The organism is Cupriavidus sp. a3 (genome assembly GCF_051015765.1).
In the GTDB taxonomy this organism is placed as follows: domain Bacteria; phylum Pseudomonadota; class Gammaproteobacteria; order Burkholderiales; family Burkholderiaceae; genus Cupriavidus; species Cupriavidus oxalaticus_A.
The window spans coordinates 2,380,521-2,406,638 of sequence record NZ_CP170644.1 but is presented as its reverse complement, the minus strand read 5'-3'; the positions used below and the strand labels follow the sequence as shown (position 1 = coordinate 2,406,638).

The following is a 26,118-nucleotide window of genomic DNA, read 5'->3' as shown; positions in this document are numbered from 1 at the left end:
CACTGCCCGGCATCGCACCGCGGCAGCCTCGCGGGTGCGGCAGGAAAGCGCGCGCGCCTTGCGTTCGGCGTCACACCCAGCTTCATTGCGGGCACGGTAGCGAGTCCCGATAATCTTCTCTGTCAGCGCAGTCGGCTGTGGCTCGGCCATCCGGTTTGCCATGTGCTGTCCATGCCCTGCTCAAAGCCGTGCACAGACGTCGTTCAATCAGACGCCGGCATTCTCACTCTGGAATTCCCTATGAAGCACATGACTGAGGAAACCCTCTCCTGGCTGCAGCGGATTCTCGCGGAGCGGTTTGGCCATGGTTTTCAGTTGCAAGGTACCGACGCGGGCTTTGTCCGCTTGAGCCTTGCTGGTTGCGGCGAGGGATCGATCGAGATTGCCGCTGACCCCGTCACCTTCAAGCGCGCGGACTCGGCGCTCGCCTTTACAACCTGGGATGCACTTGCCGAGGGGTGGCAGACGGCCCTGCGCGGACCTTTGCCGGCGCCAGGCCTCGCGCGCGCTCCGTCGCCGCTGATCGAGTCGACGCCGGCTGGCTATCGAATCCACTATGACGTTCTCGGTCTTTGCTACTGGATGCTGTCGCGCCAGGAGGAGGTTGGCCGCACCGACCTGGATAAATACAGGCGCTTCCCGGCGAGCGGCTCGCATGCCCACAGGCATGGCTACCTGGAGCGACCGGTGGTGGATGAGTGGTTGCATATCCTTGGGCAGGTGATCAGGCGACAGTGGCCAGAACTGCAGCTCAGGCAGCTTCGGCCCGGCATGAAGGTGTCGCATGACGTGGATGTTCCCAGTCGTTATGGTTTTGGCTCCGCGGCGCGAATGCTCCGCCGCATGGCCGGCGACATTCTGATTCGCCGGGACGTACGGAGCGTGCTGCAGGCCCCGGTCATCAGGATGAAGACGCGCACCGCGCTGCATCCCGGCGATCGGGTCAATACCTTTGACTGGATCATGGATGTTTCCGAGCGCCATGGACTGGTCAGCGCCTTCTACTTCATCTGCGGCCGCACCCACCCAGGCATGGATGCCGACTACGAGCCGGAGCATCCTGCGATACGCGGATTGATGCAGCGTATCCATGCCCGTGGTCATGAGATCGGCCTGCATCCGAGCTTCAATACCTATCAGGCCCCCGGCGCGGTGCAGGCGGAGGCAATCCGGCTGCGGCGGGTATGCGAGCAAGAGAAGATCGAGCAGGAGGTCTGGGGCGGACGCATGCACTATCTGCGCTGGGAGCACCCGACCACGATGCTCGGTTGGGAGCAGGCGGGCATGACCTACGACAGCACGCTCAGCTATGCCGACCACGCCGGATTCCGCTGCGGCACCTGCTTCGAATATCCGGCCTTCGATCCGGTGGCAGGCAAGGCCCTGAACCTGCGCATTCGCCCGTTGATTGCCATGGAAGGCACCGTCATGGGTTATATGGGGCTTGGAACCGGCGAGGCGGCATGGAGCAAGTTCCGGGAGCTGAAGGACACCTGCAATGCGGTGAATGGCTGCTTTACCATGCTGTGGCATAACTCGTCGCTCGGCAAAGCCGAGGAGCGCGAGTTGTACCAGGCTGTCGTCGCCCACTGACAAGCTGTCGCGTCAGCGAGCCACGATCGCCCCACCCCTGCCGCCCGGCCGCGCGCGATGGAAACGAGCGCGGCGGTTGGCTCGTCCCTTCAGCGCGCGCCGCCGCGGCGCACCAGCGTAGGCCAGAACATCATCTCGGCAAGCATGCGCCCGCTGTCGCCGGGCTGCCTGGCAAAGCCGGGGTAATGGGCTGCAACGAAGTCCCGGTCTTCCTTGCGCGACGACTGGGTAATGTCGTACAAGCGCACACCCAGCGCGTGCATGGCTGGCCAGGTTGCATAGCCACCGGTGGGGAATGACTCAGACAGGCCATACGGTGGATAGCCCTCCGCGCAACTGCCGGTACCGTTGTCGTAATTCACCCGATACCAGCCGTTGGCGCCACTGAAGTAGTTGGCGAACAGGGGGCGAGCCCGATCCTGATTCCAGACGCGAAGACTGAACTGGCGTGCAAAGGCAGCCATGGTGTCTTGCGAGGGCAAACTCGCCGGGTCTATACCGTAGACCTGGACCATGGCCGCACGATTGCGCTCGATGGCATCAAAGAAATGTACCAGCCGTCGTGCGTGGCTGATGTCCCAGCCGATGTTGGCGACCGGCGCGAAGCGCTCGGCTGGAATATGCGTCTGCGCCGTGACCAGCTCGGGTCTGGCCGGATCGCGCTTGCACACCACGGGCTTGTCCCGCCCGGTGTAGGAGGCATACCGGTTTGTGTCATAAAGCCGCCAGAATCCCGCATCAAGATCGGCCACCCTGATGCCCTTGCCGGTCTTGCCCTCCGGGTCAGGAAGCGCCTGTACAGTAGTACGAGCCGCAACCAGGCGCAGCAACAAGTCCAGGTGTGCTTTCATGGTGGCAATACTGCCGTCATTCAGGCCCATCGCCTGGGCAAGCCGAGGCCGCGCGGCCAGCATGCCGGCCAGATCCGCGTAGATGGCAATCTGCCAAAGCTCCTTGTCGGTCAGGAACAATTCCGACGAGGTATTTTTTACATCCTCCGGCCTGGCGGCGATCCGCTTGCGCAACGCGTCCTGCGCCGCAGGCGTGTTCCAGCGTTCCAGGTGCTCGCGCGCGATGCGTGCCGTCTGCTCGACAAAGTCGTTGGGAGCCCCCGTCCGAACCTCGCGGCTCATGCCGTTGGCAAGGCTGCTCGCGAAGGCCAGGAACTGGGTGCTGTTGAGCAACACCTCGGTATTGCGCAGCCGGATGCTGTGGCTGCACTCGGGGCCACCGCGGCATATCCAGGCCCGCCCTGGCTGGTCGCCGGGCGCGGGTGCAAGCTGTGCATAAGTGCTGGCAACCAGGCCGGCCAACTGGGCCTGGCGCGCGCTGCGCTGGCAACGTTGTGCCATGGCCAGCAAGTTATGAAAGAAGACCTCTAGGTGATATAGCGCATAGGTGTCGCCTTGCTTCACCAGCCGTTCCGCGATCAGCTGCTGTTGCACGAAGACGAACCCGCCTTCGTCCCAGCGGCGCCAGACCAGGCCTTCGACAGGGCCACCGCATTCCAGCGCGGCCGGCATCACACCGCCAGACTGCGCCTGCGCCGCTGGCACGGTACAGGCCAGCAGTACAACCAGGCTACCGGCGCGCAGCAGAGCGCGCGCAAGAGGTCGACGGGCGCGTGCGTTGTGCTTGCTCATGCCAGCATCTCCTTGTAAAAGCGCGGGCGCTTTGCTTTCCCGGCGGCACGGCTATCGGGAACGCATGAGCTGATACAGCGAGAGCGCCCTGGATGGTGTCTTGGTAATGAGGAAATACGGTCTCTGAACAGCACCGAAGCCTCGGAAGAAGCGTTCCACCGATTCCAGCATGGAGCCAGAGAAGTCATAGACCTTGGTTACCGTCGAGGCGAACCTGATGGTTTCCCAAATGCAGTAGCTGCCGGCTCCGGTATTGGATGGCATGTCCCGGTTTGCGCCTCCCATCAGGCCATATGCGCTCTGCTCGTCCCACACGAGATAGGCGCTGTAGTGAGGCCGTCCCTGCTCATCCTCGACGATAAAGATCCTGCGTCTGCCCCGCTCCTTGCACGCAGCGTCGATTCGCCTCGCGACGTTATCGGAATAGCCTCGGCGCCATCTTGGGTCAATGCCGACATTGCGGTTCAGTGGCAGGAATTCATCAATGTTGTCGGTGTGGCGCACGCGAAGATTGAAGCGGTCGCTTGCTTTCCGGATGTCCTGTTTCACCGTGGGTTGCATGGCGCTCCAAAGCGATGTCTCGTCACTGAGGTCCGGAAGAATGTAGGTATATCTCGTGGTCTGCCGATAGCCTTTCCAGAAGAAGGGCAGCCAGTTGGTATTGTTGTAGTCCCAGGCCTGCACGAAATGGTCGAACCTCGGCAGTTGTTCGATCAGATTCGTCATCAACTCCTTCTGTTGGCTCAGTAATTTTGTCGGCTTTGCATCCTTGCACGCGAGCCATGGTCCCAATCCGTTTCCGGCGGGAGGCTGGGTAAGGATGACAAAGCCATACCTTGTCTTCTTGACGTAGGGCATGGCTGCGATTACCTTTCCTGCCCGCTCCACCAGGGCCACGCTCCAGCGGTCGGCCCCGACCGTCGCGTCAAGCCACCAGGCCCGGCTGGACAGCGGGATTGAAAGTTCGGTCTCGCAGAGCTCCCTGTATTTGCTCTGATTGATGTCCATACGCCTCAATCATCGATGAATATCAGTTGCCGCTGTACAGGCCTTGCCTGGTGACCAGACTGGCGGATACCTGTCAGGATCGCGCAGCTTGCTGACCTGGGCACCGCGCAAGCGCAGGCCGGCTGCCCGCCCGCTCGCGCTTGCGCAGTGCGCAGGCCATCGCGCCCCATGCCAAGGCGAAAATCGGGTCGTTGACGGATTTGGCGGTGGCCGCCAAGGTCACGGTATAGACGCTGAATGCCAGCGCGAGCGCAACTTCCGGATTCGCGGCGTAGCCCTTCCTGGCCAGCCTGGCTGATTGCACCAATGCATAGCCGAGCAAGAGTACGAAGCCCAGGAAGCCCACCAGCCCGAAGCTGACCCACGCGGAGAGCGCGTTGTGCGCGTAGCTCCCGATCTCGCCGAGATACAACTGGGAAGCGTAGCTGCCGAGCAGCGGATGCTCTGCGATTGTCCTGACCGCGTACTGCTGCAATTCGTTTCTTGCCTGATAGGAAGTCGATTCCCTGATCTCCAGAAGCTGGAGGATGCGCGAGCTGCCTTCGAAGACCTGGAAGCTGACAGCCAGATAGGCGAGTCCGGCTATGCCAAGCGGAACCCAGACCAGCGTGGTCCGCGATGCGCCGTCCCGAAGCCCGAAGAGAACTGCGGCTACGACGAGGAAGGCCATGAACTCGCTGCGCGCCCCGAGCAGGAACAACAGCGGTACGGCAATCACTACCACCAGTGCGGCACGCAATCCGCGATGCAATGCGAGCGCTGCCAGGGCGGCAATGGCGGCAGAACGGGCCAATCCCTGATAGCCGGAAACCCGCACGGCGTCACCGGCAATCTTCTCTGTATCGTAGAACTGGCCATTCGAGTTCCACGCGGCGATGGCCAGGAATACGGGCAGTGAAATAGATATTATCCAACGCAGCCACTTCTCGTTCAGATCGAGGTTCCTTACCGACATGTAGACCACCAGCCACATGAGTATCGTGCTGAGGTTATACATATAGAAGTCGAAGGACTCCTGCACTCCTGTACCAAGCAGGTAGTGCAGGCTTGACCATGCCAGGACAAAGAGCACATACAGAACGAAAGCACGATCGATAAACAGAGTCGGCTCGCGCCCGCGTACCAGTGCACCGAAACCGAAAATCACCAGCGGGATGCCGAGGACTACCGACATGGGGCCGAAGAAGCCACCCAGCACCGGCGGAAAAAAGGCGCCGGCCACCGCGGTGTGGTAGTAGAAATAGCCCGGAAACAGCGTGAGGAAGACTACGCTGCCAAAGAGCGAGAGGTTGCCGTGCTTCATGACCGCTCTGCCGCCTCCCTGTTAGTCGTCATTGCGGATTCCGGATCGCCGTCCCCTTGCAGTCCATCAGCCAGTGAAAGTCTGCCCCCCAGGCAAGCGGTGGATCTAGCCTTTCCGGATGCAAGGCTCAGCCACGGATATCCGCTCGCGCTCCATCCATCTAATCAAATTTGCCGCTACTTTGATAGCGCAGTGCGTGAGCCAGCCCACACCGGACAATGCGCAAGCCCGAAGCCAAAGCCATTCCTCGGCCGAGTCGCTGAAGCGGCGAACCGGCCACGCACTTAGGCCAGGATCCGCTCGTAGAAATGAAACAGCTTGTCCTGCTCGTTCGCCCAGTTGTATTTCCTGGTCACGGTGCGGCGGCCGTTCTCGCCCATGCGGCGCGCCTCATCGGGATGCGTCACCAGATAGTCGACGGCATTGGCGATTGCCTTCGGATCCAGCGGATCCACGCACAGGCCGCTTTCGCTTTCCTCGACGATTTCGCGCCAGAGCGGAAAATTGGAGGCAATGGGCGGGATCCCGGCCGCCATGTACTCGAACATCTTCACGGGCAGTGCATCGAGAAAATTGATGAGCGGGTGCAGCGTCACCAGGCCGGCCACCGACCGCGCCAGCACGCCCCGCACCCCGTCCCGGTCCAGATAGCCGAGTTCGTTGACGCGGGACCAGCCGCTGGCCGCCCTCACCTCCGATTCCAGTGCCTGGTCGCCGAACCGGCCGGCCAGATTCAGTCGCGCCGCGGATTGCACCTGCTCGAGCGCCATGACAGTCTCGCGGATACCGCGAGTTGAGCTGATGCTGCCGACATAGCAGATTTCCGCTCGCTTGGATTCCCACTGCACCGGGCCGCCAAGTTCGCCGAGAATCGGGTAATTGTTGATGTCGACGGTGCGAGGATTGATCGGCAGGAAATTGTCCCTGATAAAGGGGGTAGCCGCGACGATGCCGTCGAATTCGCGACAGGCACGTCTCTCGTATATGGCAAAGGCACCCGCCAGCGCGCGCAATCGCCTCGGCCCCAGGTAGGGTTTGCTGAGCAACTGGCGGGGCACGTCCTCATGCGAATCATAGATGACGCGTTTACCCATCTTCTTCAGCTTCAAGCCAACGGGAATCAGCTCGGGGTCGTGCAGGTGGTAGACGTCGGCATTCAGCGTGAGCGCCCGGCGCAGCACGCGTGTCGTGGTCCGGAAGACGCGGTTTAAGCGCCCCGCCGAGCCGCCGACATCGGTGATGAAAACCCCGTCCCGGCTTTCATCCCCTTCGCCGTCGGCCACCACCAGCGAGACCCGATAGCCGTTGGCCGCCAGGCTACGGCAATGCTTGAGGAAGATGCGGTCATCGTAGCGCGGATGAACCGAGGTGAGGTGGGCTACGTTAGCAACTTGCACTTGAAACTCCGTCTACAACGCCACGACATGCATCCGGCACAGAGATGTCTGGTCCGCTAGCGGATCGAGGCTACCGTCGTTCATCGTCAGTTCGCGTCGGGCGCAGCGTGCGCCGCATCCAGAACGCAGACAGGGCCAGGAAGTAAGCGGCAGAAACCAGGGTCCGCCAGTCGGGTTCGCCGCTGAACAGCAGTATCGAAGGCAGTGCCCAGGCGCAGAAGACCAGCAAGCGCCCCGCATCGTGCGTCACCATTGTCTTGAGCCTCACCCCCACTCGCGACATGAACAGGGTAAGCATCCCGAGATAGGCAACGGCGCTCACTGCGGAGAAAACGGCAATGCTGGGGTCCGCCGGAACGCTGAATCCGTAACAAACTGCCAGCGTGGCAAGACGAATCGCAAAGGTGCTGAACTGCGCGATCAGTTCCATCTTCTGCAGTTCCATCACATCAGGGAGGCAGGAGAGCGGCGAGAACTGGAACTGGAAATAGATCCAGGGAGCCATCCAGCGCGCATAGTGGCCGGCCATGCGCCACCGTTCGCCGAACACGGCCGCGAACAGGTCCGGCCCGGCGCAAACAAGCAGCACCAGTGCCGGAACGCCGGCATTGGCCAGCTTCCGGCGCAGCGCCTCGGCCGCCTCGGGCAGGCGACCGGCCCGCATGGCGGCCGGCGCCTGGGCGAAAAAAACACTACCGATCGCCGCGCCGATCAGTGAGATCGGCGCCGATACCATGCGCAGCGCGAAGGCAAAGTGGCCGACTACGGCAGCGCCGAACAACGCCGAGAAGATCAGCGGCACCAGGTGCACGCCCGCCACATTGAATGTGGCTGTCCAGGTGGAGTACAGCGGAAAATCCTTGTAGCGGCGCGCAAGGGCCACGATGCGGATCAGCTTCACGTTGCCGCCCCGCCTGCGGCGGATTTCCCTGATCGCATAGAACAGTCCGCCGGCGCCATGTCCGATTACCGTTCCACCCATCAAGGCCAGGACGCCGAAACCATAGCCGCCCAATTGCACCAGGTTTGCGATCACGGACCGCACCAGCCTGGTCTGCGCCAGCTGGCCAAAATACTGCATCCGGACCATCCATCGCTCGATCACAGTGTAGAGGCCGACCGAAGCAACGCCGAAGGGGAGCAGCCAGAGAGCGCTGGCGTCGATTGACCAGTTAAGGGTCAGGATCAGCGATTCGCCGAAGAACAGCACGCCGAGCGCGCAAAGCGCGCTGGTCGTCGCCACGCACAGCAGGCATAAGGCCACCAGGTTCTCGGCATCGCGATCGCTGGCGGGCAGGGCGATTGACAAGTCATAGCGCAGGCAGGCGACAACGCCGAAGAACGCGAGCAGGCCCGCGAAGACCGCCACGGCGCCAAAATCCTGCGGAGAATAGAGGCGCGTCAGAACTGGCGAGACCGCCAGCGTAAGTATCTGCGCGGCGGCCTGCCCGCTGACCAGCACGCCAATGCTTCTGCCGACACGGGGTTTCTCCGCCGTGCCGGGGTCCACGGCGAGCGCCTGCTTGTTCAAGGCACGACTCGCTCTGGCTGGCACATGGCATGTCGGAGAATCACTGAACAGATAGCCTGCTGGCTTGCCATGTCGAGGTACGGATGCATCGGCAGGCTCAACACCTCACGCGCCAGCGCGTCGCCGACCGGCAGGCGGGCCTCGCAGGCGGCTACTGCGGGCTGCCGGTTCAGCGGCAACGGATAGTGCACGACAGTGGGGATTCCGGTGGCTTTCAGCACATCCTGCAAGGAATCGCGATCCGGGACACGGATGGTGTACTGTGCCCATACGCTGAGGTTGTGGGGTTCGACATGCGGCGTGGCCTCGAACCCCCCCTGGCGCAGCAGTTCTCCGTACCGCGCCGCCACTTGCTGGCGTAGCTCGACCTCCTCATCGAAGATCGTCAGCTTTGCCAGCAGGATGGCCGCCTGCAATGTATCCAGGCGACTGTTCACGCCAACGCGGACATGGTGGTAGCGCCGGTCCTGGCCATGACGGGCGATCTGGCGCATCGCCTTGGCCAGGTCTTCGTCGTTGGTGAAGATCGCTCCGCCGTCCCCGTAACAGCCTAGTGGCTTGCTGGGAAAGAAGCTGGTACAGGCAATCGTGGACAGATTGCAGCTACTGCGGCCCTTGTAGGTGGCACCGAAGCTCTGCGCAGCGTCCTCGATGACCGGCAAGCCGTGGCGCGCGGCAATGGCATTGATGATGTCGAAATCGGCACACTGTCCATACAGGCTGACCGGGATGATGGCCCTTGTGTGGTCGGTGATCGCCGCCTCGAGCGCCGCGGGATCCAGGTTGCAGGTGCGCGGATCCACGTCCGCATAGACCGGCTTCGCTCCCAGCAAGGCGACGGTCTCAGCGGTGGCAATATAGGTAAAGCCGGGCATGACGACCTCATCGCCGGGCCCGATGCCCAGCGCCATCAGGGCAATCTGCAGTGCGTCCGTGCCGTTGGCACAACTGATGCAGTACCGGGTGCCGGTATCGTGCGCAAGCCGCTGCTCCAGCTCCTCGACCTCCGGACCGAGAATGTACTGGCCGTGCGCCAGCACGCGCTGGATGCCGGTGTCAATCCTGTGCTTGATGCGGGCTTGCTGCGCTTTGAGGTCGATGAACTCGATCATGGCTGATTTCCTGTGCAGACGGCATGCGGAGGGGACTGGTCACTGCCTCAGTCTGCGGCCTTGCGCAGTGTTGCGCCGTCCAGGACGTAGCGCTGCCCGCTATTCCGGCAGACGGCCTCGCCCTCGCCGCGCACTGGCAGGTCAAGCTGCTCGCCGAATTCGCTCATCCAGCCGACCTGCCGTGCGGGAACGCCGACCATCAGCGCATAGGCAGGTACGTCCTTGTTGACAACGGCGCCTGCGCCGACGAACGCATATTCGCCGATAACGACGCCGCAGACGATGGTGCAATTGGCGCCCAGGGTCGCGCCCCGCTTCACCAGCGTGTCGCGGTACTCGTTCTTGCGCTCGATCAGCGAGCGAGGGTTGTAGACATTGGTGAACACCATGCTGGGGCCGCAGAAAACGCCGTCCTCCAGCGTGACGTTATCGTAGACGGAGACGTTGTTCTGCACCTTGACGTGGTCGCCGATGACGACGCGGTTACCGACGAACACGTTCTGGCCGAGCGAGCAATGCCTGCCGATGCGCGCACCGGCACAGACATGGACAAAATGCCAGACGCGCGATCCTTCGCCGATCTGGGCTCCCGCGTCGACGATGGCCGATGGGTGTACCTGGTCCGTCATCACAGCCTCATGCAAGAAGTTGCTGCAGGAAAGGATGGCCCTCGTTGTCGCTGGGCGCCGTGGCGCGTGCGGAACGGATTGTGCTGACCGTCTCTACGCAGTGACGCGCGTCGTCCAGGCCGTAGCCCCGGCCCGCGAGTATCTCCCGGTAGCTGGTGGTGTGCAGGTCGGTGAAGCCTTCCGAAAACTCGATCTCGGCACCGTCCACGGCGATCGAACGATAGGTCGTCTTCTTGCCCTTCACCGTGGCAGGCAGGTCATTGGCATCGATCGATAGAAACCAGCGCACGCGCGCATTCTCGTATTCGAGGTAGCCTGCAGCCTTGTTGTCCGTGCCATAGTGCACCACATTGCGTTGCAGGCTGCCAAAGATGAAGTGCAACATGTCATAGAAGTGCACGCCAATGTTCGTGGCCACGCCGAAGGATTTGCGCGTGTCGCCTTTCCAGCTTTCCAGATACCACTTTCCGCGCGAGGTGATGTAGGTCAGGTCGACCTCGTGCTTGTGCCCGTTGCGCTCGCACGCAACCTTCTCCTTGAGCGCGAGGATTGCCTGGTGATGGCGCAGCTGCAGGATATTGAACACGCGCCTGCCGGTCTCGCGTTCGACGAGCGCGAGTTCATCGAGCAATGCAGGTGTCGGGACCAGCGGCTTCTCGCAGATCACGTCGCATCCGAGGCGCAGGCCGGCAGAGATATGCGACTGGTGCAGGTAGTTCGGCGAGCAGACGGAGATGTAGTCCAGCGCTGCGCCCGGCTGGCGCCGCAGGCGCCAGGCATGGTCATAGAAGCGCTCGAATTCGGTGAAGAATTCGCTCTGTGGCGAAATGCTGTCGAGGATGCCAACTGAATCGTTGATGTCGTACGCCGACACGAGCTCATTGCCCGAATCCTTGATGGCGGTCATGTGGCGTGGCGCAATGTAGCCGGCCGCTCCGATCAGTGCGAATCGTTTCACGCTAGCGCTCCCATGTGCTCAGGCCTTGACAACATTCGCGTATGACGCGCGATACTTTCCGCGGCTGTCGACGAGGAGCTTCGCATGCTGGCGGATGAGAAGATAGTCGAAGGCGTCGTGATCGGTGGCCAGCACCACGGCGTCGAAGCCGCAGAGCGATTCGCCGTCGAGCGGCACGCTCGACAGCTCGAAATAGTGCTCGCGCATTTTCGGAAACACCGGGACGTGCGGGTCGCTGTATGCGACCGTCGCGCCGCGTGCGCGAATCTGTTCCATGATCTCGACCGAGGGCGACTCGCGCATGTCATCGACGTTTTTCTTGTAGGCAATGCCCAGCACCAGCACCCGGCAGCCTTTGAGTGCCTTGCCCTGCTGGTTCAGTCCGTCCACCAGCCGGCTGACCACGTACTCCGGCATGGCCTTGTTGACTTCGCCGGACAATTCGATGAAGCGGGTGTGCAAGCCGTATTCGCGCGCCTTCCAGGTAAGGTAGAAGGGATCGATGGGGATGCAATGCCCGCCCAGGCCCGGCCCGGGATAGTAAGGGGTGAAACCGAATGGCTTGGTTGAAGCGGCGTCGACCACTTCGAAGATATCGATGCCCATCCGCGTGGCCACGATCTTCATTTCGTTGACCAGGCCGATGTTCACCGCACGATGGATGTTCTCGAGCAGCTTGGTCATCTCGGCGGCCTTGGTCGAGCTGACCGGCACCACGCGGTCGATCGCCACTTCGTACAGCGCCATACCGACCTCGCGGCAGACCGGCGTCTGGCCACCGACGATCTTGGGAATGCTGCGCGTTTCGAATTTGCCATTGCCCGGGTCTTCGCGCTCCGGCGAATAGACCAGGAAGATGTCGCCGCCCACCTCAAGCCCGCCTTCCTGCATGCGAGGCAGCAGTTCCTCCTCGGTCGTGCCGGGGTAGGTGGTGCTTTCCAGCGACACCACCTGTCCGGCGCGCAGGTACTTCTTGATGGCGTCCGCGGTGTTGATGACAAAGCTCATGTCGGGTTCACGATGCTTGTTGAGCGGCGTCGGCACGCACAGGATGATGGCATCGCACTCTCCGGCACGCTCGAAATCCGTAGTGGCCTCGAACCCGGTCTCGCGGGCACGGGCGATGCTGCGTGCGGGAATATGCTCGATATAGCTCTGGCCGGCGTTGAGCTTGGCAACCTTGCCCTCGTCGATGTCGATACCCAACACACGGAAACCGATTGCGCAGTAGCGCAGCATCAGGGGCAGCCCGACATAGCCCAGGCCGACGATGCCGATAATGGACTCCCTGTTCTTGATCCGTTCGATGAGATCTTTGGCGATTGGGCTCGACATGATGGAATCAGAAGGTTTGTGGTTGAAGCCGATCGAATCGGACTGACTTGCGAGGTGACAGCGCTGAACTGATGAACCGTGCTCCGATTGTAGAAATTCGCCGACCGCCGGATATGTGGGCATTGTTGTCACCCACACACATTGCTGCACATACACCTGCGATCGGGCGCGTCCCAGCGCCGGTACTCGTCGCGGCGTGCCGGGGAGCCTTCAGACTAGCGATTGGCAATTGAAGGAAACATCGTTCCAACGGGTATCGTCCATTCGACTGAGGCCGTACCACGCCATCGCGCGTGCGGTGCGCGACAGGCCAGCAATGTGCGAAACCGCACGGATGCTGGCAAGGTGGCATTCCCGGAATGCGAGCAATGGGGGATCGGAGCTGCCGCGAATCCACGCGCAGCTGCTACGGATCGGCGCGACCTGAGCGCAACGCGCGTCGACGCAATAGGCACTGCCACAACAAGCAATCCCTCAGGGATTGAGGAGCGAACGCAGGTACAGGTATGTCAGCAGGATGCGCGAGGGGGTCTTCTGGATAAAGAAGTAAGGCTGCTGTCTGGCGCCGAATGCCCTGAAAAAGCGCTCGACCGGCTCCAGCATCGACCCTTCGAAGTCAAACGTGCGCGCCACGCCCGAGGCGTAGCGGATTGCTTCCCACATGCACAAGCTGGTCGCCCCACTGGTCCGGAGCACTGGATCTGAGCCGCCCATCAGGTAATAGGCGACTCGCCCGTCCCAGACCAGATAGACGCCGGCATGACGACGGCCTTCCTTATCCACGGCAATGAAGAACTTGCGTGCGCCTCGCGCCGCACACGCGGCGTCAAGGCGGCGCACGAAGTCGTCCGTGTAGGGTATCGCCATGCGTTGCCGGGAGAAGACCTGCCGGTTCAGCTTGATGAACTCGTCGATGCCAAGGTCGTCGCGCACCTGAAGACCATGGCGGGAGCCCGCCTTGCGGATTTCGGCTCTGATGTTGTGCTGCATGCCATTCCAGAGCGCTTCCGGATCCGACAGGTCATCGAATACGTAGGTGTACTTGGTGGTCTGACGGAACCCCTTCCAGGCAAAGGGCAGCCAATTGGTCTGGCCGGGATCCCAGTGCTGCTGGAAATGGTCAAACCGCGGGAGCTGCCCGATCAGATCGTCCATCAACTCCTTCTGCTGGCCCAGCACTCTCGCCGGCTTGCCATCCATCGGGGCCAGCCACGGTCCGGACATCTTGGCCAGTGCCGGCTGGGCAATGACTGAAAACCCGTACATGCGCCGGGGGGCGTAGGGCAGGCTTGCGACTATCTGACCGCCGCGCTCGACCAGCGCTACGCTCCAGTTCCCGGGGCCGGCGGTGGCGTCCAGCCACCACGCCTGACTAAATAGCGGAATATTCGCAGTATTGCAGAGCTGGCGGTAGCGGGCTTGTGCCGCGTTACCCGCAACCTCCGTGTCAGCGACCTGCCTGACGGGAGCAGTGGCTCCGCTCGCCGCTGGAGCATTTAGTCCGGGGTGGTGGTCAGCATCCCCTTGACGGCTGGGGTCGGAAGTCGGCCGCACCAGGTCCGTCGCGGCACTGGCAATCCCATTCGCGCTGTTCATCGATTCCTTCCATGCCGTTAGCCGGCTGATGCTTCCATGGCAACATGCTGCTCCGCCAGTTCGCCGACCCTGGCCAGGTAGGCGCACTTGAACAGTTCGATGCCGGCCTGATAGTGGACTTCCTGGCCGTGCTGCCCGCGCACGCAATTCAGCAGCACTCTTACCAGGTTGGCTCCCGCCAGATGGGTAAAGGGGTAGCCGCCTCCAAATCTTGGATTCAGCTCCAGGAGATACTGGCGCCCTTCGCGCTCGATCACATCGCAGTCGACATTGCCGATATGTCCCAGTTCATGGCTGATGCGCGTGGCGATGTCGTCGAAAGGCCCGCTTTCGACCGTGATCGCGCGATCGGTCTCTCCCGCGCGCATCGACAGCTTCTTGCGCACGGCAAATCCGACCGGCCTCGCTTCAAGGTCGTTGAAGATATCGAGTCCGTACTCCTGGCCCGAGATCCATTCCTGGATCATCACCGCCGCATCTGGCTGTCCCAGCCTGGCAAAAGCCGATTTCCTGCACATCCGCTGGCAGTAGGCATAGGCGAAGCGAAGCTCGTCGAGGTTCTCGACGAACAATATGCCAAAACCTGCGCTGCCCCAGCGGGGTTTGACCACCAGTGGGAAAATCTCGGTTCCCGCCGAAATTGCATCTTCGGCGCTCTCCAGCGTGGCATAGCTGCGCGGCGTCGATACTCCGATAGATTCGGCAAACTGCACAGTCAGGAACTTGTCCGCGCACAGATTCACCACCTCTGTCGACGAGATCACCGGTATCGTTCCGATCTCGCGAAACCGTTGTGCGTTCGCCGCAAGGAGCGGAAGTTCCAGGTCATTCAGGGACAGGATGGCGGAGACCCGATGCACCCTGCACAGGTTGAGCAGGAAGTCGATGTAGTTATCCGCATCAAGCCCGGGCGCCAAAAAAAACCTGTCGCACGCGCTCGCAGCCGGCGCGCCGCCATTCATGTCCACTCCAAGCACCAGGCCGGCGCCATTCAGCTCCGACTTGAAATACTCCGCCAGGTAGCGCCTTCTACCTATGCACGTCAGCAGAACGTTCATGTTCACCCCAATGCCATTCCAGTCACAATGACCCTGTCGTAGCCCAGCAGGCCCCGTCATGCAGGCCTTCGGCCGTTTTCGTTGGAATAGTGCCTGTATACCGGCATTTTGTTTTCTGCTGCCTTGAGTCGTGGCTTGCCGACCGCGCGGACGCCTGCTGCCCCCGATGCCCACGCTCAATGTCTGACATATGTCATCTAATCAGAATGGCCTGCCCGAAAGCAGCGCGATACGTGCGCAAGTTCACGAAGTGGCGACACGCCTCTTGTACCGCGAGCGGGAATGTGACATTCAGCACGAGAAGAGTCATCATGCGATGTGAATCGGAACGTCTTCGTTCGCAGCGGGCCGGGGCACGCTCGCCGCATGCTGAACACCGGGACTGCCTGTGAACGTCGGTACCTCGATGTCCCCTGCTGCGTTAATGCCCTGGCGGCCGACAACGGTGCCTACCGTGCGCAAGAGGATCTTCAGATCCAGCCAGAAAGAGTGGTGGTCCACGTACCAGGTGTCCAGGCGAAATTTCTCTTCCCAGGTCAGGGTGTTCCGCCCGTTCACCTGTGCCCACCCGGATATGCCGGGGCGGACCAGAAGGCGGCGAGCCTGGTCGGGTGAGTAACACGGCAAATACTTCATTGGCAGCGGGCGTGGGCCAATGACACTCATGTCCCCCAGCAGGACGCACCAGAACTGGGGTAGCTCATCGAGGCTGGCGCGGCGCAGGAATCTGCCGAACGGCGTGAGCCTGTCGTTGTCCGGCAGGAGATTGCCATCCGGGCCTCGCTCATCCGTCATGGTTCGGAACTTCACAACCCGAAATGGCCTGCCGTCCAGGCCCGCCCGCGTCGGTCGAAACAGCACCGGACTGCCTAGCTTCCAGCGCACGGCACCCGCCAGGAGCAGCAGCGGTATTGCCAGCACAAGCAATGCCATGGAGGCGAACACAATGTCAAACAAGCGCTTCATGATCGATCCGTCCAGTCTGTCACGCAGAGGAGTTCATTGCCGCCGTCCGACGGATTCCGAATTTCCGCTCTGAGTCTTATCTCACCAAAATCGGCTCGTTGTGTGAAGCAGCAAATGTGGCCGAGGCCACGTTCTGCCGCGCCACTGGTCATGCCAAAGTCGGGGCGCCGCTGTGATCGAAAAGGAGTGTGCGGGTCCGTACCGATGCACCGGAGGGCAGGTTTCAGACTGCCGTAATCTGGCTGGGCGCGTGATCGAAGCAACCGACGACGGCTGCATGGCGCGCAACGCTGCTCCGGAAGGCGCGGCTTCGCAACCGCCAGGAAAACTCAAAAGGGAAGAGCAATAATGTTCTCATCCACGGATACGGTTATTGTCGGGGCCGGCCCCTATGGTCTGTCGGTTTCGGCCTATCTGAGCAAGGCCGGCGTGCCCAATCAGATTCTCGGGGAACCAATGCATGCCTGGAGAAATTTCATGCCGCCGGGGATGCTCTTGCGCTCGGAACCGTTTGCCTCGAATCTCTACGCGCCGTGGAAAGGCTATACGCTGGAAGAATATTGCCGTCGTAATCGCGTCGCGTACCGACAGGTCGGATTGCGCGTGCCGCTGGAACTCTTCGTGGACTATGGGCTGTGGTTTCAGTCGCGACTGGTCAGTCATGTGCGCCCGGTGGAAGTTGTCGACATGCACCGCAAGGAGGGGCTCTACCGGCTGCTTCTGAGCGATGGCAGCGCCATGGCGGCGCGGCGCGTGGTAGTCGCCCTGGGCCTGAAAGGATTCGCGCAGGTGCCCCCGGCACTGCAGGCCATGCCGAAGCCTTACGTGGTCCACTCCGGCGAGTTCGGAAGCCTGGCTTGGGCGAAAGGCAAGAGTATCGTTGTTGTCGGCGGGGGCCAGTCGGCAATCGGGCTGGCTGCGCTTTTTGGCGAACTCGGAGCTCGGGTTCGGCTGCTTGTGCGCGGCGAGATCAATTGGGGCAGGGAGCCGCGTGTCTCCGGCGGTGGTGTCACAAGGCTGCTCCGAGGGCGCGTCGGCCTGGGACGTGGTTGGGATTCCAATAGTCCAAGTGTGCTTTTGATGTCCTTCCTGTTGTCCGAGCACCCCGCCTTCTTCCACATGATGGATCTCCAGCGCCGCCAGAGGTTGCTCGACACGGGTTGGGCACCGTCTGGGGCGTGGTGGCTGCGCGATCGCGTGGAGGGCAAGGTTGATATCCGGACCCAGAGCGAAATCAGGGATGCCGAACTCAGGGACGGTCAGGTAGTCCTGCAGGTCTCGAGCGCGAATAATGTGTCCCGAATCAGTGCCGATCATGTTGTTCTGGCCACAGGGTTCAAGATTGATATGGCCAGGCATTCCTTCCTCTCCCAGGAGCTTCAGGATTCGCTCTCACTCGTTTGCGGCGCGCCAAGCCTGACGCGCAATTTCGAAACCAATCTACGCGACCTGTACGTGGTTGGACCCGCGGCTGCGCTGAGCTTCGGGCCCGCACTGCGTTTCGTCTATGGCGCGAAGTATGCGGCGCCACACCTGGCACGGCACATTCTCGGGCGCTTCAAGGAGGACGGGGATCATCGTGTCCAGCCATCGGCCCGAGAACCGGAACTGGACCAGGAACACAGTGGAAGCCGTTTGCATGGGCAAACCATGCTTCATGTCTCCGACAACAAGGCGAAATAGCGTCGGAATCCCTGGCTTTGTCCATCGGGCGCCGTACTGGATCTTCGACAGTGCGGCGAACAGTGTCGTGGCGTCATGACGGATGATGTCAGGCACGTCGCAAGCCAACGATGCCGCGTGCGTTCTCCACGAAGCACGGATAGCCGCAGGCAGGCTTGACGGCTGGCGCGTGCGCTCTGCACGCACCAGACCCGCGCAGCACCACCCTGCCTGACGCTCGGAACGCTCGGAAATGCATGGCCCTCGGACCAGGCGCGCGCTCAGCTGTGCCGAGCCACACGGGGCCGTGCAGGACCTGGCTCGGCAATTGGGTTACTGCGTCGCCGTCCCGGGCACCTGGCCGGCCGCCTTCAGCCAGCCTCGCTCGGATTGGACAATGTTGGGGGCTGCAGGTCCACGCCGACTTCCGGGGACGGGTTCCGGCGCGATGTAACGCCGCGCAACGGCGGCGGTGCGGGTGCCAGCACCTTGCGGGCGGGCGAATCCAGAGAGCTGTAGGGGGTGTACTCGGAGACCAGGCTCTGTACGGCGATCTGGATCTCCAGCTCGTCGCGGGTGTCGCAGGCTGCGAGCAGGCGCTGGAGCTTCGCCTGCAACTCTGCGGCTTCGAGAAACGGTTCGTTCGAGCACATGATGCGCTCGTGACCGCTGGCCGTCACCTCGCCGCCGATCAAAAGCTCTTCAAAAAGCTTCTCGCCCGGGCGCAGCCCTACGACTTTGATCTCGATGTCGCCGGCAGGGTTCTTGCGCGTCTTTTCCACCAACCCGGACATCTCGATCATTGTGCGGGCAAGGTCGATGATGCGGACCGGCTTGCCCATGTCGAGCACGAACACTTCGCCACCTTTGGCCATCGCGCCGGCCTGTATTACCAGCTGTGCCGCTTCGGGGATCAGCATGAAGAAGCGAATGACATCCGGATGCGTAATCGTGATGGGCCCGCCCGCGCGGATCTGCTTGCGGAACAGCGGCACCACCGACCCGGATGAGCCCAATACATTACCAAAGCGCACCATCGAGAACGTAGTTCTCGTATTGGGGCGGGCGGCGGCAGCCTGGAAAACGAGTTCTGCAATCCGCTTGCTTGCGCCCATGACATTGGTAGGGCGGACCGCCTTGTCGGTGGAAACCAGCACGCAGGTCTGAACGCCGAAATGATCCGCCAGGTCGGCGACGGTCTGGGAACCCAACACATTGTTGCGAATGCCCTCCGGCATGTTCACTTCGACCAGCGGCACATGCTTGTAAGCCGCGGCGTGATAGATGGTGTCGACCTGCTGGCCGCGCAGTGCCGCGGACATTGCGGTGGAATCGCAGACGGAGCCGATCCGGGCATCGATCTGCAGTTCAGGATAGCGCTGCCGCAGCTCCTCTGCGATCGCGTAGAGGGCATATTCGGAGTGGTCGAACAGGATCAGTCGCTGCGGTCCCTGCGTGGCGATCTGACGGCATAGCTCCCTGCCGATGGAACCACCCGCGCCGGTGACCATTACCGTCTTGCGTAGCGTGCACTTGGCGAACAGGTCTTCACGTGGGGGGACGATGTCGCGGCCCAGCAAGTCTTCCACGCTGATGTCACGGATGGACTGCACGGTGATCTGCCGGTCGACCAGTTCGAGCAGGGTGGGCACTGTGCGCACGCTGACCGCATAGTGGTGCAACTTCTCCACAAGCTGGCGGCGGCGTTCTATGGGCAGGGTCGGCGCGGCCAGCACGACTTCATTGATCGCGTACTTCTGGATCTGCGCGCGCATCTGGTTGCTGTGATGGACGGGGAGGTCGGCAAAGATCTTGCCCTCGAGCGCGAAGTCGTCATCAAAGAAGCAGACCGCCTTGTGACGCAGGCTGGATCGCATGGCGATGGCGAGCTGGAAGCCCGCCTCGCCGGCTCCAAATATTGCCACGCGCAGAGGCGCTGGCTCGGCCTGCACCTGCCGGGACTGGAGCGAGCGCATCAGCAATGCACGCGCGACAAAGCGGGAGATTACGACATAGGAGAAAGCGATGAACCAGTAGATCAGCAGGCCGGTGCGAGGCAGCCGGTCGAGGTGCACCAGGAACGACAGCGCATAGGTGATCCCGATGATGCAGGCCAGGCTGGTGCCAGTCGTCCAAAGGACTTTCAGGTCGAAATACCTCACGACGGTCCGATACAGGCCGCTGAGCGAGAACACGGGAATCGTGCAGGCCGCAATGATCAGCGGCGGTGTGATGCCGTACTGGGCCAGCAACTCGAAATTGCCGACGCGCAGGAACAAAGCGAAAGCAAAGCACAGCGGCAGCGCAAGCAGGTCAGCCGATATCATGAGCGCGACCTTGCGGCGTCGGGGCAGCGCAATCAGCCAGCGCGAAAATAGTCTGGTCATTTGCCGGAACCTCCATGCACCGCAGGGTGCAGGGACCTGGTGGCGACCAGGCTGCGACAAGGATGCCCTACTGGCGGAACGAACAAGAATGGCTGCACACGGTTTTGCATTGTCTTGAGGCTTCTTCTGTCAATGGCTTCCGATTTGCCCGTTGGCCCGTCCGTTGGCCCGTCCGTCAGCCCGTCAGCCCGTCAGCATGACTGGGTGCTTCGGCACCACTCCAGACTGAAGCAATTATTGTTGCTGGCGCTTCTCTTGCAACACCGCAACGTGGGCTTGCGTACGCAATGGGCGCCGGCGCGCGCCCTCACCATGGCGCCTCATCTGAGTGTCCTAGTCCACATGGTGGCCTTCACGTGCCAATGCAAGTCTGGTTAGATGATGGCATTCCAGCGGGTGCTTAGTTGACACCTGGCCTGCGCGGCAGTACCCGCTCCGACTTCCATTGCTGAGGTGGACGACCATGCTGGATACCAGCTTTTCTCCCTGGCCAAGTTTCACCGCCGACGAGGCGGCTGCCGTCCAGAAGGTGCTGTTGTCTAATCGTGTGAACTACTGGACAGGCTCCGAATGCCGGGAGTTCGAGGAGGAATTTGCCAGTTGGGTGGGGACGCCGCATGCAATTGCGCTGGGAAACGGGACGCTTGCGCTCGATGTCGCGCTGAAGGCGCTAGGCATTGGCCCAGGCGACGAGGTCGTGGTCACGCCACGCACGTTTATCGCCAGTATTTCATGCGTGGTGAATGCGGGTGCAACGCCAGTCTTTGCCGATGTCGAGCTTGCGAGTGGCAATCTTTCGGCAGCGACGATCGGCAAGGTGCTGACGCCAAGGACACGAGCCATCATCTGCGTGCACCTGGCCGGCATACCCTGCGACATGGACCCGATCATGGCGTTGGCGCGCGAGCATGGCATCAAGGTGATCGAGGATTGCGCGCAGGCACATGGCGCGCGCTACAAAGGGCGCTCGGTTGGCGCAATTGGGGATGTGGGCGCCTGGTCCTTTTGCCAGGACAAGATCATGACCACCGGCGGCGAGGGCGGGATGGTGACGACCAGCGCAAGAGACCTCTGGCTGCGCATGTGGTCGTACAAGGACCATGGCAAGAACTGGGATGCGGTCTATGGGCGCCAGCATCCCCCGGGATTCAGGTGGTTGCATGAGTCCTTCGGTACCAACTGGCGCATGCTGGAAATGCAGGCGGTGATCGGGCGCATACAGCTTGCGCGCATGAAGCAATGGACGGCGCAGCGCGCTGCCAATGCGGAGGTCATTGCCGGCGCGCTTCGGCAATGCGCTGCAGTCTGGCTGCCCGCCTGCCCACCTGATGCCCGGCCTGCGTGGTACAAGTTTTATGCATTCGTCCACCCGGAGTTGCTCAGGGAAGGCTGGAGCCGTGACCGCATCGTGGCCGAGATCCAGGCAGCCGGGGTGCCCTGCTATGTGGGCGGCTGCTCGGAGGCTTATCTCGAGAAGGCGTTCGATGACACTGGCTGGCGTCCGCCGTGTCGGTTGCCCAATGCCAGATTGCTGGGTGAATGCAGCCTGATGCTGCTGGTACATCCCACCCTGACCGAGGCCGAGATTGCCCTGGCTGCGCGGGTGGTGCGCGAGGTAGTCCTTCGTGCAACCCTGCCGACGGGAGCAAGGCAGGACGTGGAAGGCGTGGCGATGCACGATGCGGCTCGGGATTGCGCCGGCGCCATGCAGCGATGATGCACCGGCCAACGCTGATCCGGCTGGACACCGTGGGGTCCCTTCGTGCTGGTGCGCCAGGTTTTTTTCGCGTGGGAGGACAAACTGTGCAGACCGGCAGGCAGCCTGAACCGCAACCTGTGACGTCATGAAGATCCAGCTGCTCGCTCCATCAGACACCGCCTGGGGTGAGGTGCTGCGGCGCCGCTGTCACGACTGCTACCACATGCCTGGCTGGGCGCGTGCGGCGGAGTTCGGCGACCGTGGCAGCGCAGGGGCGCTATATGCCCGCGACGGTGAGGCCGAGTTGCTGCTGCCGCTGGTAAGGCGCGCCATTGGCTGTGGGGAGTGGGATGCCGTCTCGCCCTACGGCTACGGCGGGCCGCTCCTGAGCGAGGGCGCCGGGCAGGACTTTGCCGATGCCGCACTGCGCAAGGCTATCGCCATGTTGCGCGCCGATGGCTGCGTGTCCTGGTTCATCCGTTTGCATCCGCTCCTCAATTCAAGCTGGAACAGCGCAGTCGGCGAGGTGGTGGATCAAGGCCCTACGGTCACGATTGACCTGACCAAGAGCGAGGCCGCGCACTGGCGCGACACCGCGCATGGTCACCGCAGCGATATCAACCGGGCCATGCGCGCCGGTATCACTGTGCGCATCGACGAGTCCTTTGGCGCGCTGGGCAGCTTCCTCGCAATGTACAACGCGTCGATGCGGCGGCTGGGGGCACCGGCATTCTATTACTTTGATGAGCGCTACTACCACACACTGCGCCATGAACTCGGTGACCTGCTGAAGCTGTTCGTCGCCGAGGAGGCTGGCATGCCCATCGCCGCAGCGCTGCTTACCGTGGCGCCGTCGTCGGGCATCTTGCAGGGGCACTTGTATGGCGCCGACGATCGCGCCCTGAATCGCCAGCCGCTGAAACTGCTCATTCACGCGCAGCGGCAATGGGGCCGCGAGCACGGATATCGCGTGCTGAACCTGGGCGGGGGGCGTGGGAGCAACGGGGAGCAGGATTCGTTGCTTCGCTTCAAGCGAGGCTTCTCGCCTGACACCCGGATGTTCCGCACCCAGCGCCTGATTGTCGATCCCAAGCGCTACGCCGCGTTGTGCGGCGGTGGCAAGGCTGGCGAGCAGGAGTTGGCGGACCTGCGCGGATACTTTCCGGCGTACCGGCGCTAGTTTGATCCCGGAGTGGGACGCAGAAACGGGTACGCTGGCGCACCCTGCGCGGCGCCACTCAGGCCATGGATCCCGGCAGGCTCGTCCCGGCTGCTGCGCCGCGCGCCTGCGGCAGCCGGTCGGCGCGCAGCAGCGCCCACAATTTCCGTGTCGTGTCCCACGCCGGCACCGCGCCATGCCAGCCTGCCTGGCGCACATTGCGCGCCAGCATATGTGGCAGCGCCACCGCCAGGAACAGCGCCGCCCTGACCGGACGGTGCTGGCTGCGCCCGTGGCGGCGGTAGGTCACGTACAGGCGCGACGCCGCGCTGGCCGGCTCGGTGTCCTCGTCATGGCCGACGGAGACCATGTACTGATTGACCGCGCTTGGTACCAGCGCGATGCGGTGGCCGAACTCGTACACCGCGCGGCTGGCGAACTCGCAGTCCTCGTAGCCTGCCGCGAGCTGCTCGCAGAAGCGGATATGGTCGAACAACTCGCGCGGGAACACGGTGCTGTGGAGCACCACTGAGCACAGCCGCTCGCCATGGCTGTAGTCCAGAGACGGGTAGCCCAGAAAGGCTGCCTTGCGCGGCTTGCCGCGCTGTCCCTGGCACATGTCCGTGCCCGTCACGATCAGCGGTGTGGCGCAGCCCGATGCCGTGCGGTGCATGTAGTCGTCAGCCAGGCAGTCGGCCATCTGCTGCAGGAAGGTTGGCCCCAGCCGCGTGCGGTCGTCCAGGAACAGCACGTGCGAACCGGTGGCAACGGGCAATATACGGTTGCGGTTTGCGGCCCTGGTGCGGCGCGGACCTTCCAGATAGGTGATGTCCGGATAGTCGCGGCGCATCATTTCGCGCGTGTCGTAGCCGTGACTGTCGTCCGTGACGATCAGCTGATGCGGCGGCATGGTGGAATCGGCTACCGATTGCAGCGTGTGCCGCAGGCCTTCAGGTTGGTCGCACGTGGCGACACACACCGAAAAGGTCGGCATGAAAGTGCGTGCCGGCATGTTTGACCCCCTGTGATCCACAGATCCAGGCACTGCGCCGGCCCGTCTTGCGCGGGTACGGCGCAGAGTCTGGTGTTACAGCGCCGTGCTGGTGGCCTGGAATGCGGCGTCGCCACCACGGGATGCGGCTAGCGGGCGCGCGCTGCTGTCGCGCGAAAAACGTTCGTCGCCGCTGACCCACTCCAGCGTCGCGCCGCGCTGCAGGGCGGCGTAGACCGCCTCGCCCTTGTTGCGCACCTTGAGCCGCTGGTACAGCGTGCAGGCGTGGCTTTTCACCGTGGCCACCGAGATATTCAGCATGCGGCTGACCGTCTTGATCGGATAGCCGCGTGCCAGCAGCACCAGCACTTCGTACTGGCGCGGCGTGATCTTGAGCATTTCCGCTTCGCCGTAACTCGGTTCTTCCTCGCCGATCGGCATGGCGCCGGCGGCGTCTGGCGCGGGCAACGGCTGGCCGGGCCTCAGGTCGGTCAGGTCGCGCACCGCCACGGTAGTGCGCGGCGTGCTGCGCTGCGCGCTGGCGCATGAGGCGAGCGAAAGCGATTCGGTGGGCAGGTTCGCCGGCAAGGGCAGCGGCGCGGCCGAGGCGAGCGATTGCACCGCCGGCATGGCCGAGCGCGAGGCGGAAGGCGTGGTCCCGGTTTCGGCCGAGAACAGCAGGCCCTGCACGCCGGAGATGGCCAGGCGGATGGCCGCCTCGATTACCGCCAGCGAAGCGGTCTTCGGCAGGCAGCCGCACACGCCGCGGGCGCTTTCCGGATTGGGCACGTGCAAGGGCAGTACGTCGGCCAGGATCAGCACGCGCTGCGGCTGCAGCACGGCCTGCGCCTGTTCGAGTTGTGCCCAGCCCGGACCGGATTCGGCGGGCATGCCAAACACGAGCAGGTCTGCATGGTGGTGCCGGCTATCCAGCCTGGCGATGTCCGCGGGCGCGATGGCTGCCACCTGGGCGGATTCCTGGATGTTCTCGAGCATCTGCAACAGCCCGAGCCGGAGCAGCGGATGCTCCTCGATCAGCAACGCGTTCATCGACTTCACTCCCCGTTTGCTCGGGAGCGGACTGCGGGGCGCTTTGCGTATGGAGGGCAGTGCAGGACGTCAGCCACCATTGGTGCCTGACCGCGTGTGTGACCCCCATGCTTCCATGCCCCGGCAGTTCCGTTCTTCTGGATGGAACTTGTCGATGGCTGGATGGTTGACCCGAACCCGAACCCGAAAGATTCTCGCTCCTAAATCGGCTTAAATTCATCTTATGGGCTGGTTGAGTGGATTGCAAGCGAGCGGATTTGGGACGAGGCAGGGTGGGAATGACAGACGCGTCATAATCCTTTAAGAATTCACCCAAATGCGCCATGCCAGGTTCCGCAAACGCCGCGCTGGTGCCGGGTCCGGGCAGTTTCACCGATGTGACAACCGAAATTAAATTGGTTGCAGCGTTGAAACAGATCGCATTATCCAAAGCCCTCGTGAGAGGGATTGGTAACCCCATCGTGGGGTGTACGGAATATATCGCCCATGCAGGTGGCGCAATAATGAAACGGCAGCTTGATACGGGGCTTCGTAATATATCTGCACGATTAATGACGCGCTCGGGCGCATGGCCTAGTGCTTCTGGATGAGGAGTGGCTACACCCTCGGCATGAGACCTGGGAAGGCTGCTGCACCGGTCTGCACCCGGCTTGCCACCAACTGCATCAGACAAGGTGGCAAGCCGGTTTCGGGCCTTGTCAGTCAGCGGGTCCAGTAGCCGGGGCGCATCACCCAGCCGTTCGGTCCGCGCACCCAGCGGTCGGGCACGAAGCGGTGGCCCGGGCGTTGCGCCTGCCAGTAGCCGGGGCGCCAGTCGTAGCTGCCGCGAGCGCCGACCCAGTGGCCGGGCACCCAGACCTGGCCGCGGCGCGCGGCGGGATGCGGCTCATAGCGCGGCGGCGGCGGATGGCCATAGCCGTGGGCGACGGCCGTGGGATGGGCTTCGGCGGGCGCGATGAGTCCGAAGGCACCGCCCGTGGCGAGGACGGCTGCTGCAAGCATGAGCTGGCGTTTCATGGAATGGCTCCTTGTGGGCGGTGG

Annotated in this window: 20 protein-coding genes; 4 read left to right on the top strand and 16 right to left on the bottom strand. The window is 62.6% G+C overall.

What is annotated here, in order from left to right:
* Positions 1 to 240 precede the first annotated feature (240 nt).
* Complete coding sequence (locus tag ACAD63_RS32755; protein ID WP_255519747.1) at positions 241 to 1,593, top strand: polysaccharide deacetylase family protein; 1,353 nt, start codon at positions 241 to 243, stop codon at positions 1,591 to 1,593.
* Between the two features lie 89 nt (positions 1,594 to 1,682).
* On the opposite strand, the gene ACAD63_RS32750 is transcribed toward ACAD63_RS32755, so the two are convergent.
* The 12 genes from ACAD63_RS32750 to ACAD63_RS32695 form a co-directional block, all read right to left on the bottom strand.
* Positions 1,683 to 3,236 carry a hypothetical protein gene (locus tag ACAD63_RS32750; protein ID WP_434034329.1) on the bottom strand — a complete coding sequence of 518 codons (1,554 nt, stop codon included), beginning with the start codon at positions 3,234 to 3,236 and terminating at the stop codon, positions 1,683 to 1,685.
* 51 nt (positions 3,237 to 3,287) lie between these two features.
* Positions 3,288 to 4,244 carry a methicillin resistance protein gene (locus tag ACAD63_RS32745; RefSeq protein WP_434034328.1) on the bottom strand — a complete coding sequence of 319 codons (957 nt, stop codon included), beginning with the start codon at positions 4,242 to 4,244 and terminating at the stop codon, positions 3,288 to 3,290.
* A gap of 73 nt (positions 4,245 to 4,317) precedes the next feature.
* Entirely contained in the window at positions 4,318 to 5,547 is a 1,230-nt protein-coding gene (locus ACAD63_RS32740; RefSeq protein WP_195428029.1) for an O-antigen ligase family protein, read from the bottom strand.
* A gap of 284 nt (positions 5,548 to 5,831) precedes the next feature.
* Positions 5,832 to 6,944, bottom strand: a complete 1,113-nt coding sequence (locus ACAD63_RS32735) for a glycosyltransferase family 4 protein (RefSeq protein WP_133097157.1) — start codon at positions 6,942 to 6,944, stop codon at positions 5,832 to 5,834.
* Between the two features lie 70 nt (positions 6,945 to 7,014).
* On the bottom strand, positions 7,015 to 8,475 hold the full coding sequence (locus ACAD63_RS32730; protein WP_167884558.1) for a lipopolysaccharide biosynthesis protein: 1,461 nt from the start codon (positions 8,473 to 8,475) through the stop codon (positions 7,015 to 7,017).
* Positions 8,472 to 9,587: a DegT/DnrJ/EryC1/StrS family aminotransferase gene (locus ACAD63_RS32725; protein WP_135703371.1), complete on the bottom strand. Its 1,116-nt coding sequence runs from the start codon at positions 9,585 to 9,587 to the stop codon at positions 8,472 to 8,474. The genes ACAD63_RS32730 and ACAD63_RS32725 overlap by 4 nt, the downstream gene beginning before the upstream one ends.
* A gap of 47 nt (positions 9,588 to 9,634) precedes the next feature.
* Positions 9,635 to 10,216, bottom strand: coding sequence for a UDP-2-acetamido-3-amino-2,3-dideoxy-D-glucuronate N-acetyltransferase (gene wbpD / locus ACAD63_RS32720; RefSeq protein WP_133097154.1), 582 nt, complete (start codon positions 10,214 to 10,216; stop codon positions 9,635 to 9,637).
* Between the two features lie 7 nt (positions 10,217 to 10,223).
* Positions 10,224 to 11,174, bottom strand: coding sequence for a Gfo/Idh/MocA family oxidoreductase (locus ACAD63_RS32715; RefSeq protein ID WP_195428030.1), 951 nt, complete (start codon positions 11,172 to 11,174; stop codon positions 10,224 to 10,226).
* Positions 11,175 to 11,192: 18 nt separating this feature from the next.
* A complete protein-coding gene (gene wbpA, locus ACAD63_RS32710) occupies positions 11,193 to 12,509 on the bottom strand; it encodes a UDP-N-acetyl-D-glucosamine 6-dehydrogenase (RefSeq protein WP_133097186.1) in 1,317 nt (438 codons plus the stop codon).
* 474 nt (positions 12,510 to 12,983) lie between these two features.
* On the bottom strand, positions 12,984 to 14,105 hold the full coding sequence (locus ACAD63_RS32705; protein WP_195428031.1) for a GNAT family N-acetyltransferase: 1,122 nt from the start codon (positions 14,103 to 14,105) through the stop codon (positions 12,984 to 12,986).
* A 17-nt stretch (positions 14,106 to 14,122) separates the two neighbouring features.
* Positions 14,123 to 15,163 (bottom strand): ATP-grasp domain-containing protein, encoded by a 1,041-nt coding sequence (locus ACAD63_RS32700; protein ID WP_135703374.1) that lies wholly within the window; start codon positions 15,161 to 15,163, stop codon positions 14,123 to 14,125.
* A 309-nt stretch (positions 15,164 to 15,472) separates the two neighbouring features.
* Positions 15,473 to 16,129 (bottom strand): sugar transferase, encoded by a 657-nt coding sequence (locus ACAD63_RS32695; RefSeq protein WP_133097150.1) that lies wholly within the window; start codon positions 16,127 to 16,129, stop codon positions 15,473 to 15,475.
* 348 nt (positions 16,130 to 16,477) lie between these two features.
* On the opposite strand from ACAD63_RS32695, the gene ACAD63_RS32690 reads away from it, so the two are divergent.
* A complete protein-coding gene (locus ACAD63_RS32690; protein WP_133097149.1) occupies positions 16,478 to 17,812 on the top strand; it encodes an NAD(P)-binding domain-containing protein in 1,335 nt (444 codons plus the stop codon).
* A gap of 350 nt (positions 17,813 to 18,162) precedes the next feature.
* On the opposite strand, the gene ACAD63_RS32685 is transcribed toward ACAD63_RS32690, so the two are convergent.
* Positions 18,163 to 20,178: a polysaccharide biosynthesis protein gene (locus ACAD63_RS32685; RefSeq protein WP_133097148.1), complete on the bottom strand. Its 2,016-nt coding sequence runs from the start codon at positions 20,176 to 20,178 to the stop codon at positions 18,163 to 18,165.
* Between the two features lie 463 nt (positions 20,179 to 20,641).
* Between ACAD63_RS32685 and ACAD63_RS32680 the strand changes: the two genes are divergently transcribed.
* Positions 20,642 to 21,895, top strand: a complete 1,254-nt coding sequence (locus ACAD63_RS32680) for a DegT/DnrJ/EryC1/StrS family aminotransferase (RefSeq protein ID WP_135703375.1) — start codon at positions 20,642 to 20,644, stop codon at positions 21,893 to 21,895.
* Between the two features lie 127 nt (positions 21,896 to 22,022).
* Positions 22,023 to 23,057 (top strand): GNAT family N-acetyltransferase, encoded by a 1,035-nt coding sequence (locus tag ACAD63_RS32675; protein ID WP_135703376.1) that lies wholly within the window; start codon positions 22,023 to 22,025, stop codon positions 23,055 to 23,057.
* 58 nt (positions 23,058 to 23,115) lie between these two features.
* On the opposite strand, the gene ACAD63_RS32670 is transcribed toward ACAD63_RS32675, so the two are convergent.
* The 3 genes from ACAD63_RS32670 to ACAD63_RS32660 form a co-directional block, all read right to left on the bottom strand.
* The gene (locus ACAD63_RS32670) at positions 23,116 to 24,048 is read right to left on the bottom strand and encodes a glycosyltransferase family 2 protein (RefSeq protein WP_135703377.1); all 933 of its coding nucleotides are present in this window, start codon (positions 24,046 to 24,048) and stop codon (positions 23,116 to 23,118) included.
* Positions 24,049 to 24,123: 75 nt separating this feature from the next.
* The gene (locus ACAD63_RS32665; protein ID WP_135703378.1) at positions 24,124 to 25,077 is read right to left on the bottom strand and encodes a helix-turn-helix transcriptional regulator; all 954 of its coding nucleotides are present in this window, start codon (positions 25,075 to 25,077) and stop codon (positions 24,124 to 24,126) included.
* Positions 25,078 to 25,779: 702 nt separating this feature from the next.
* Positions 25,780 to 26,094, bottom strand: coding sequence for a YXWGXW repeat-containing protein (locus ACAD63_RS32660; protein ID WP_133097143.1), 315 nt, complete (start codon positions 26,092 to 26,094; stop codon positions 25,780 to 25,782).
* Positions 26,095 to 26,118 lie beyond the last annotated feature (24 nt).

What these genes read in the sequence shown, in the direction of transcription:
- ACAD63_RS32755 (WP_255519747.1), top strand. Translation starts at nt 241, where the DNA reads ATGAAGCACATGACTGAGGAAACCCTCTCCTGGCTGCAGCGGATTCTC.
- ACAD63_RS32750 (WP_434034329.1), bottom strand. Translation starts at nt 3,236, where the DNA reads ATGAGCAAGCACAACGCACGCGCCCGTCGACCTCTTGCGCGCGCTCTG.
- ACAD63_RS32745 (WP_434034328.1), bottom strand. Translation starts at nt 4,244, where the DNA reads ATGGACATCAATCAGAGCAAATACAGGGAGCTCTGCGAGACCGAACTT.
- ACAD63_RS32740 (WP_195428029.1), bottom strand. Translation starts at nt 5,547, where the DNA reads ATGAAGCACGGCAACCTCTCGCTCTTTGGCAGCGTAGTCTTCCTCACG.
- ACAD63_RS32725 (WP_135703371.1), bottom strand. Translation starts at nt 9,587, where the DNA reads ATGATCGAGTTCATCGACCTCAAAGCGCAGCAAGCCCGCATCAAGCAC.
- wbpD (WP_133097154.1), bottom strand. Translation starts at nt 10,216, where the DNA reads ATGACGGACCAGGTACACCCATCGGCCATCGTCGACGCGGGAGCCCAG.
- wbpA (WP_133097186.1), bottom strand. Translation starts at nt 12,509, where the DNA reads ATGTCGAGCCCAATCGCCAAAGATCTCATCGAACGGATCAAGAACAGG.
- ACAD63_RS32705 (WP_195428031.1), bottom strand. Translation starts at nt 14,105, where the DNA reads ATGAACAGCGCGAATGGGATTGCCAGTGCCGCGACGGACCTGGTGCGG.
- ACAD63_RS32700 (WP_135703374.1), bottom strand. Translation starts at nt 15,163, where the DNA reads ATGAACGTTCTGCTGACGTGCATAGGTAGAAGGCGCTACCTGGCGGAG.
- ACAD63_RS32695 (WP_133097150.1), bottom strand. Translation starts at nt 16,129, where the DNA reads ATGAAGCGCTTGTTTGACATTGTGTTCGCCTCCATGGCATTGCTTGTG.
- ACAD63_RS32690 (WP_133097149.1), top strand. Translation starts at nt 16,478, where the DNA reads ATGTTCTCATCCACGGATACGGTTATTGTCGGGGCCGGCCCCTATGGT.
- ACAD63_RS32685 (WP_133097148.1), bottom strand. Translation starts at nt 20,178, where the DNA reads ATGACCAGACTATTTTCGCGCTGGCTGATTGCGCTGCCCCGACGCCGC.
- ACAD63_RS32680 (WP_135703375.1), top strand. Translation starts at nt 20,642, where the DNA reads ATGCTGGATACCAGCTTTTCTCCCTGGCCAAGTTTCACCGCCGACGAG.
- ACAD63_RS32675 (WP_135703376.1), top strand. Translation starts at nt 22,023, where the DNA reads ATGAAGATCCAGCTGCTCGCTCCATCAGACACCGCCTGGGGTGAGGTG.
- ACAD63_RS32670 (WP_135703377.1), bottom strand. Translation starts at nt 24,048, where the DNA reads ATGCCGGCACGCACTTTCATGCCGACCTTTTCGGTGTGTGTCGCCACG.
- ACAD63_RS32665 (WP_135703378.1), bottom strand. Translation starts at nt 25,077, where the DNA reads ATGAACGCGTTGCTGATCGAGGAGCATCCGCTGCTCCGGCTCGGGCTG.
- ACAD63_RS32660 (WP_133097143.1), bottom strand. Translation starts at nt 26,094, where the DNA reads ATGAAACGCCAGCTCATGCTTGCAGCAGCCGTCCTCGCCACGGGCGGT.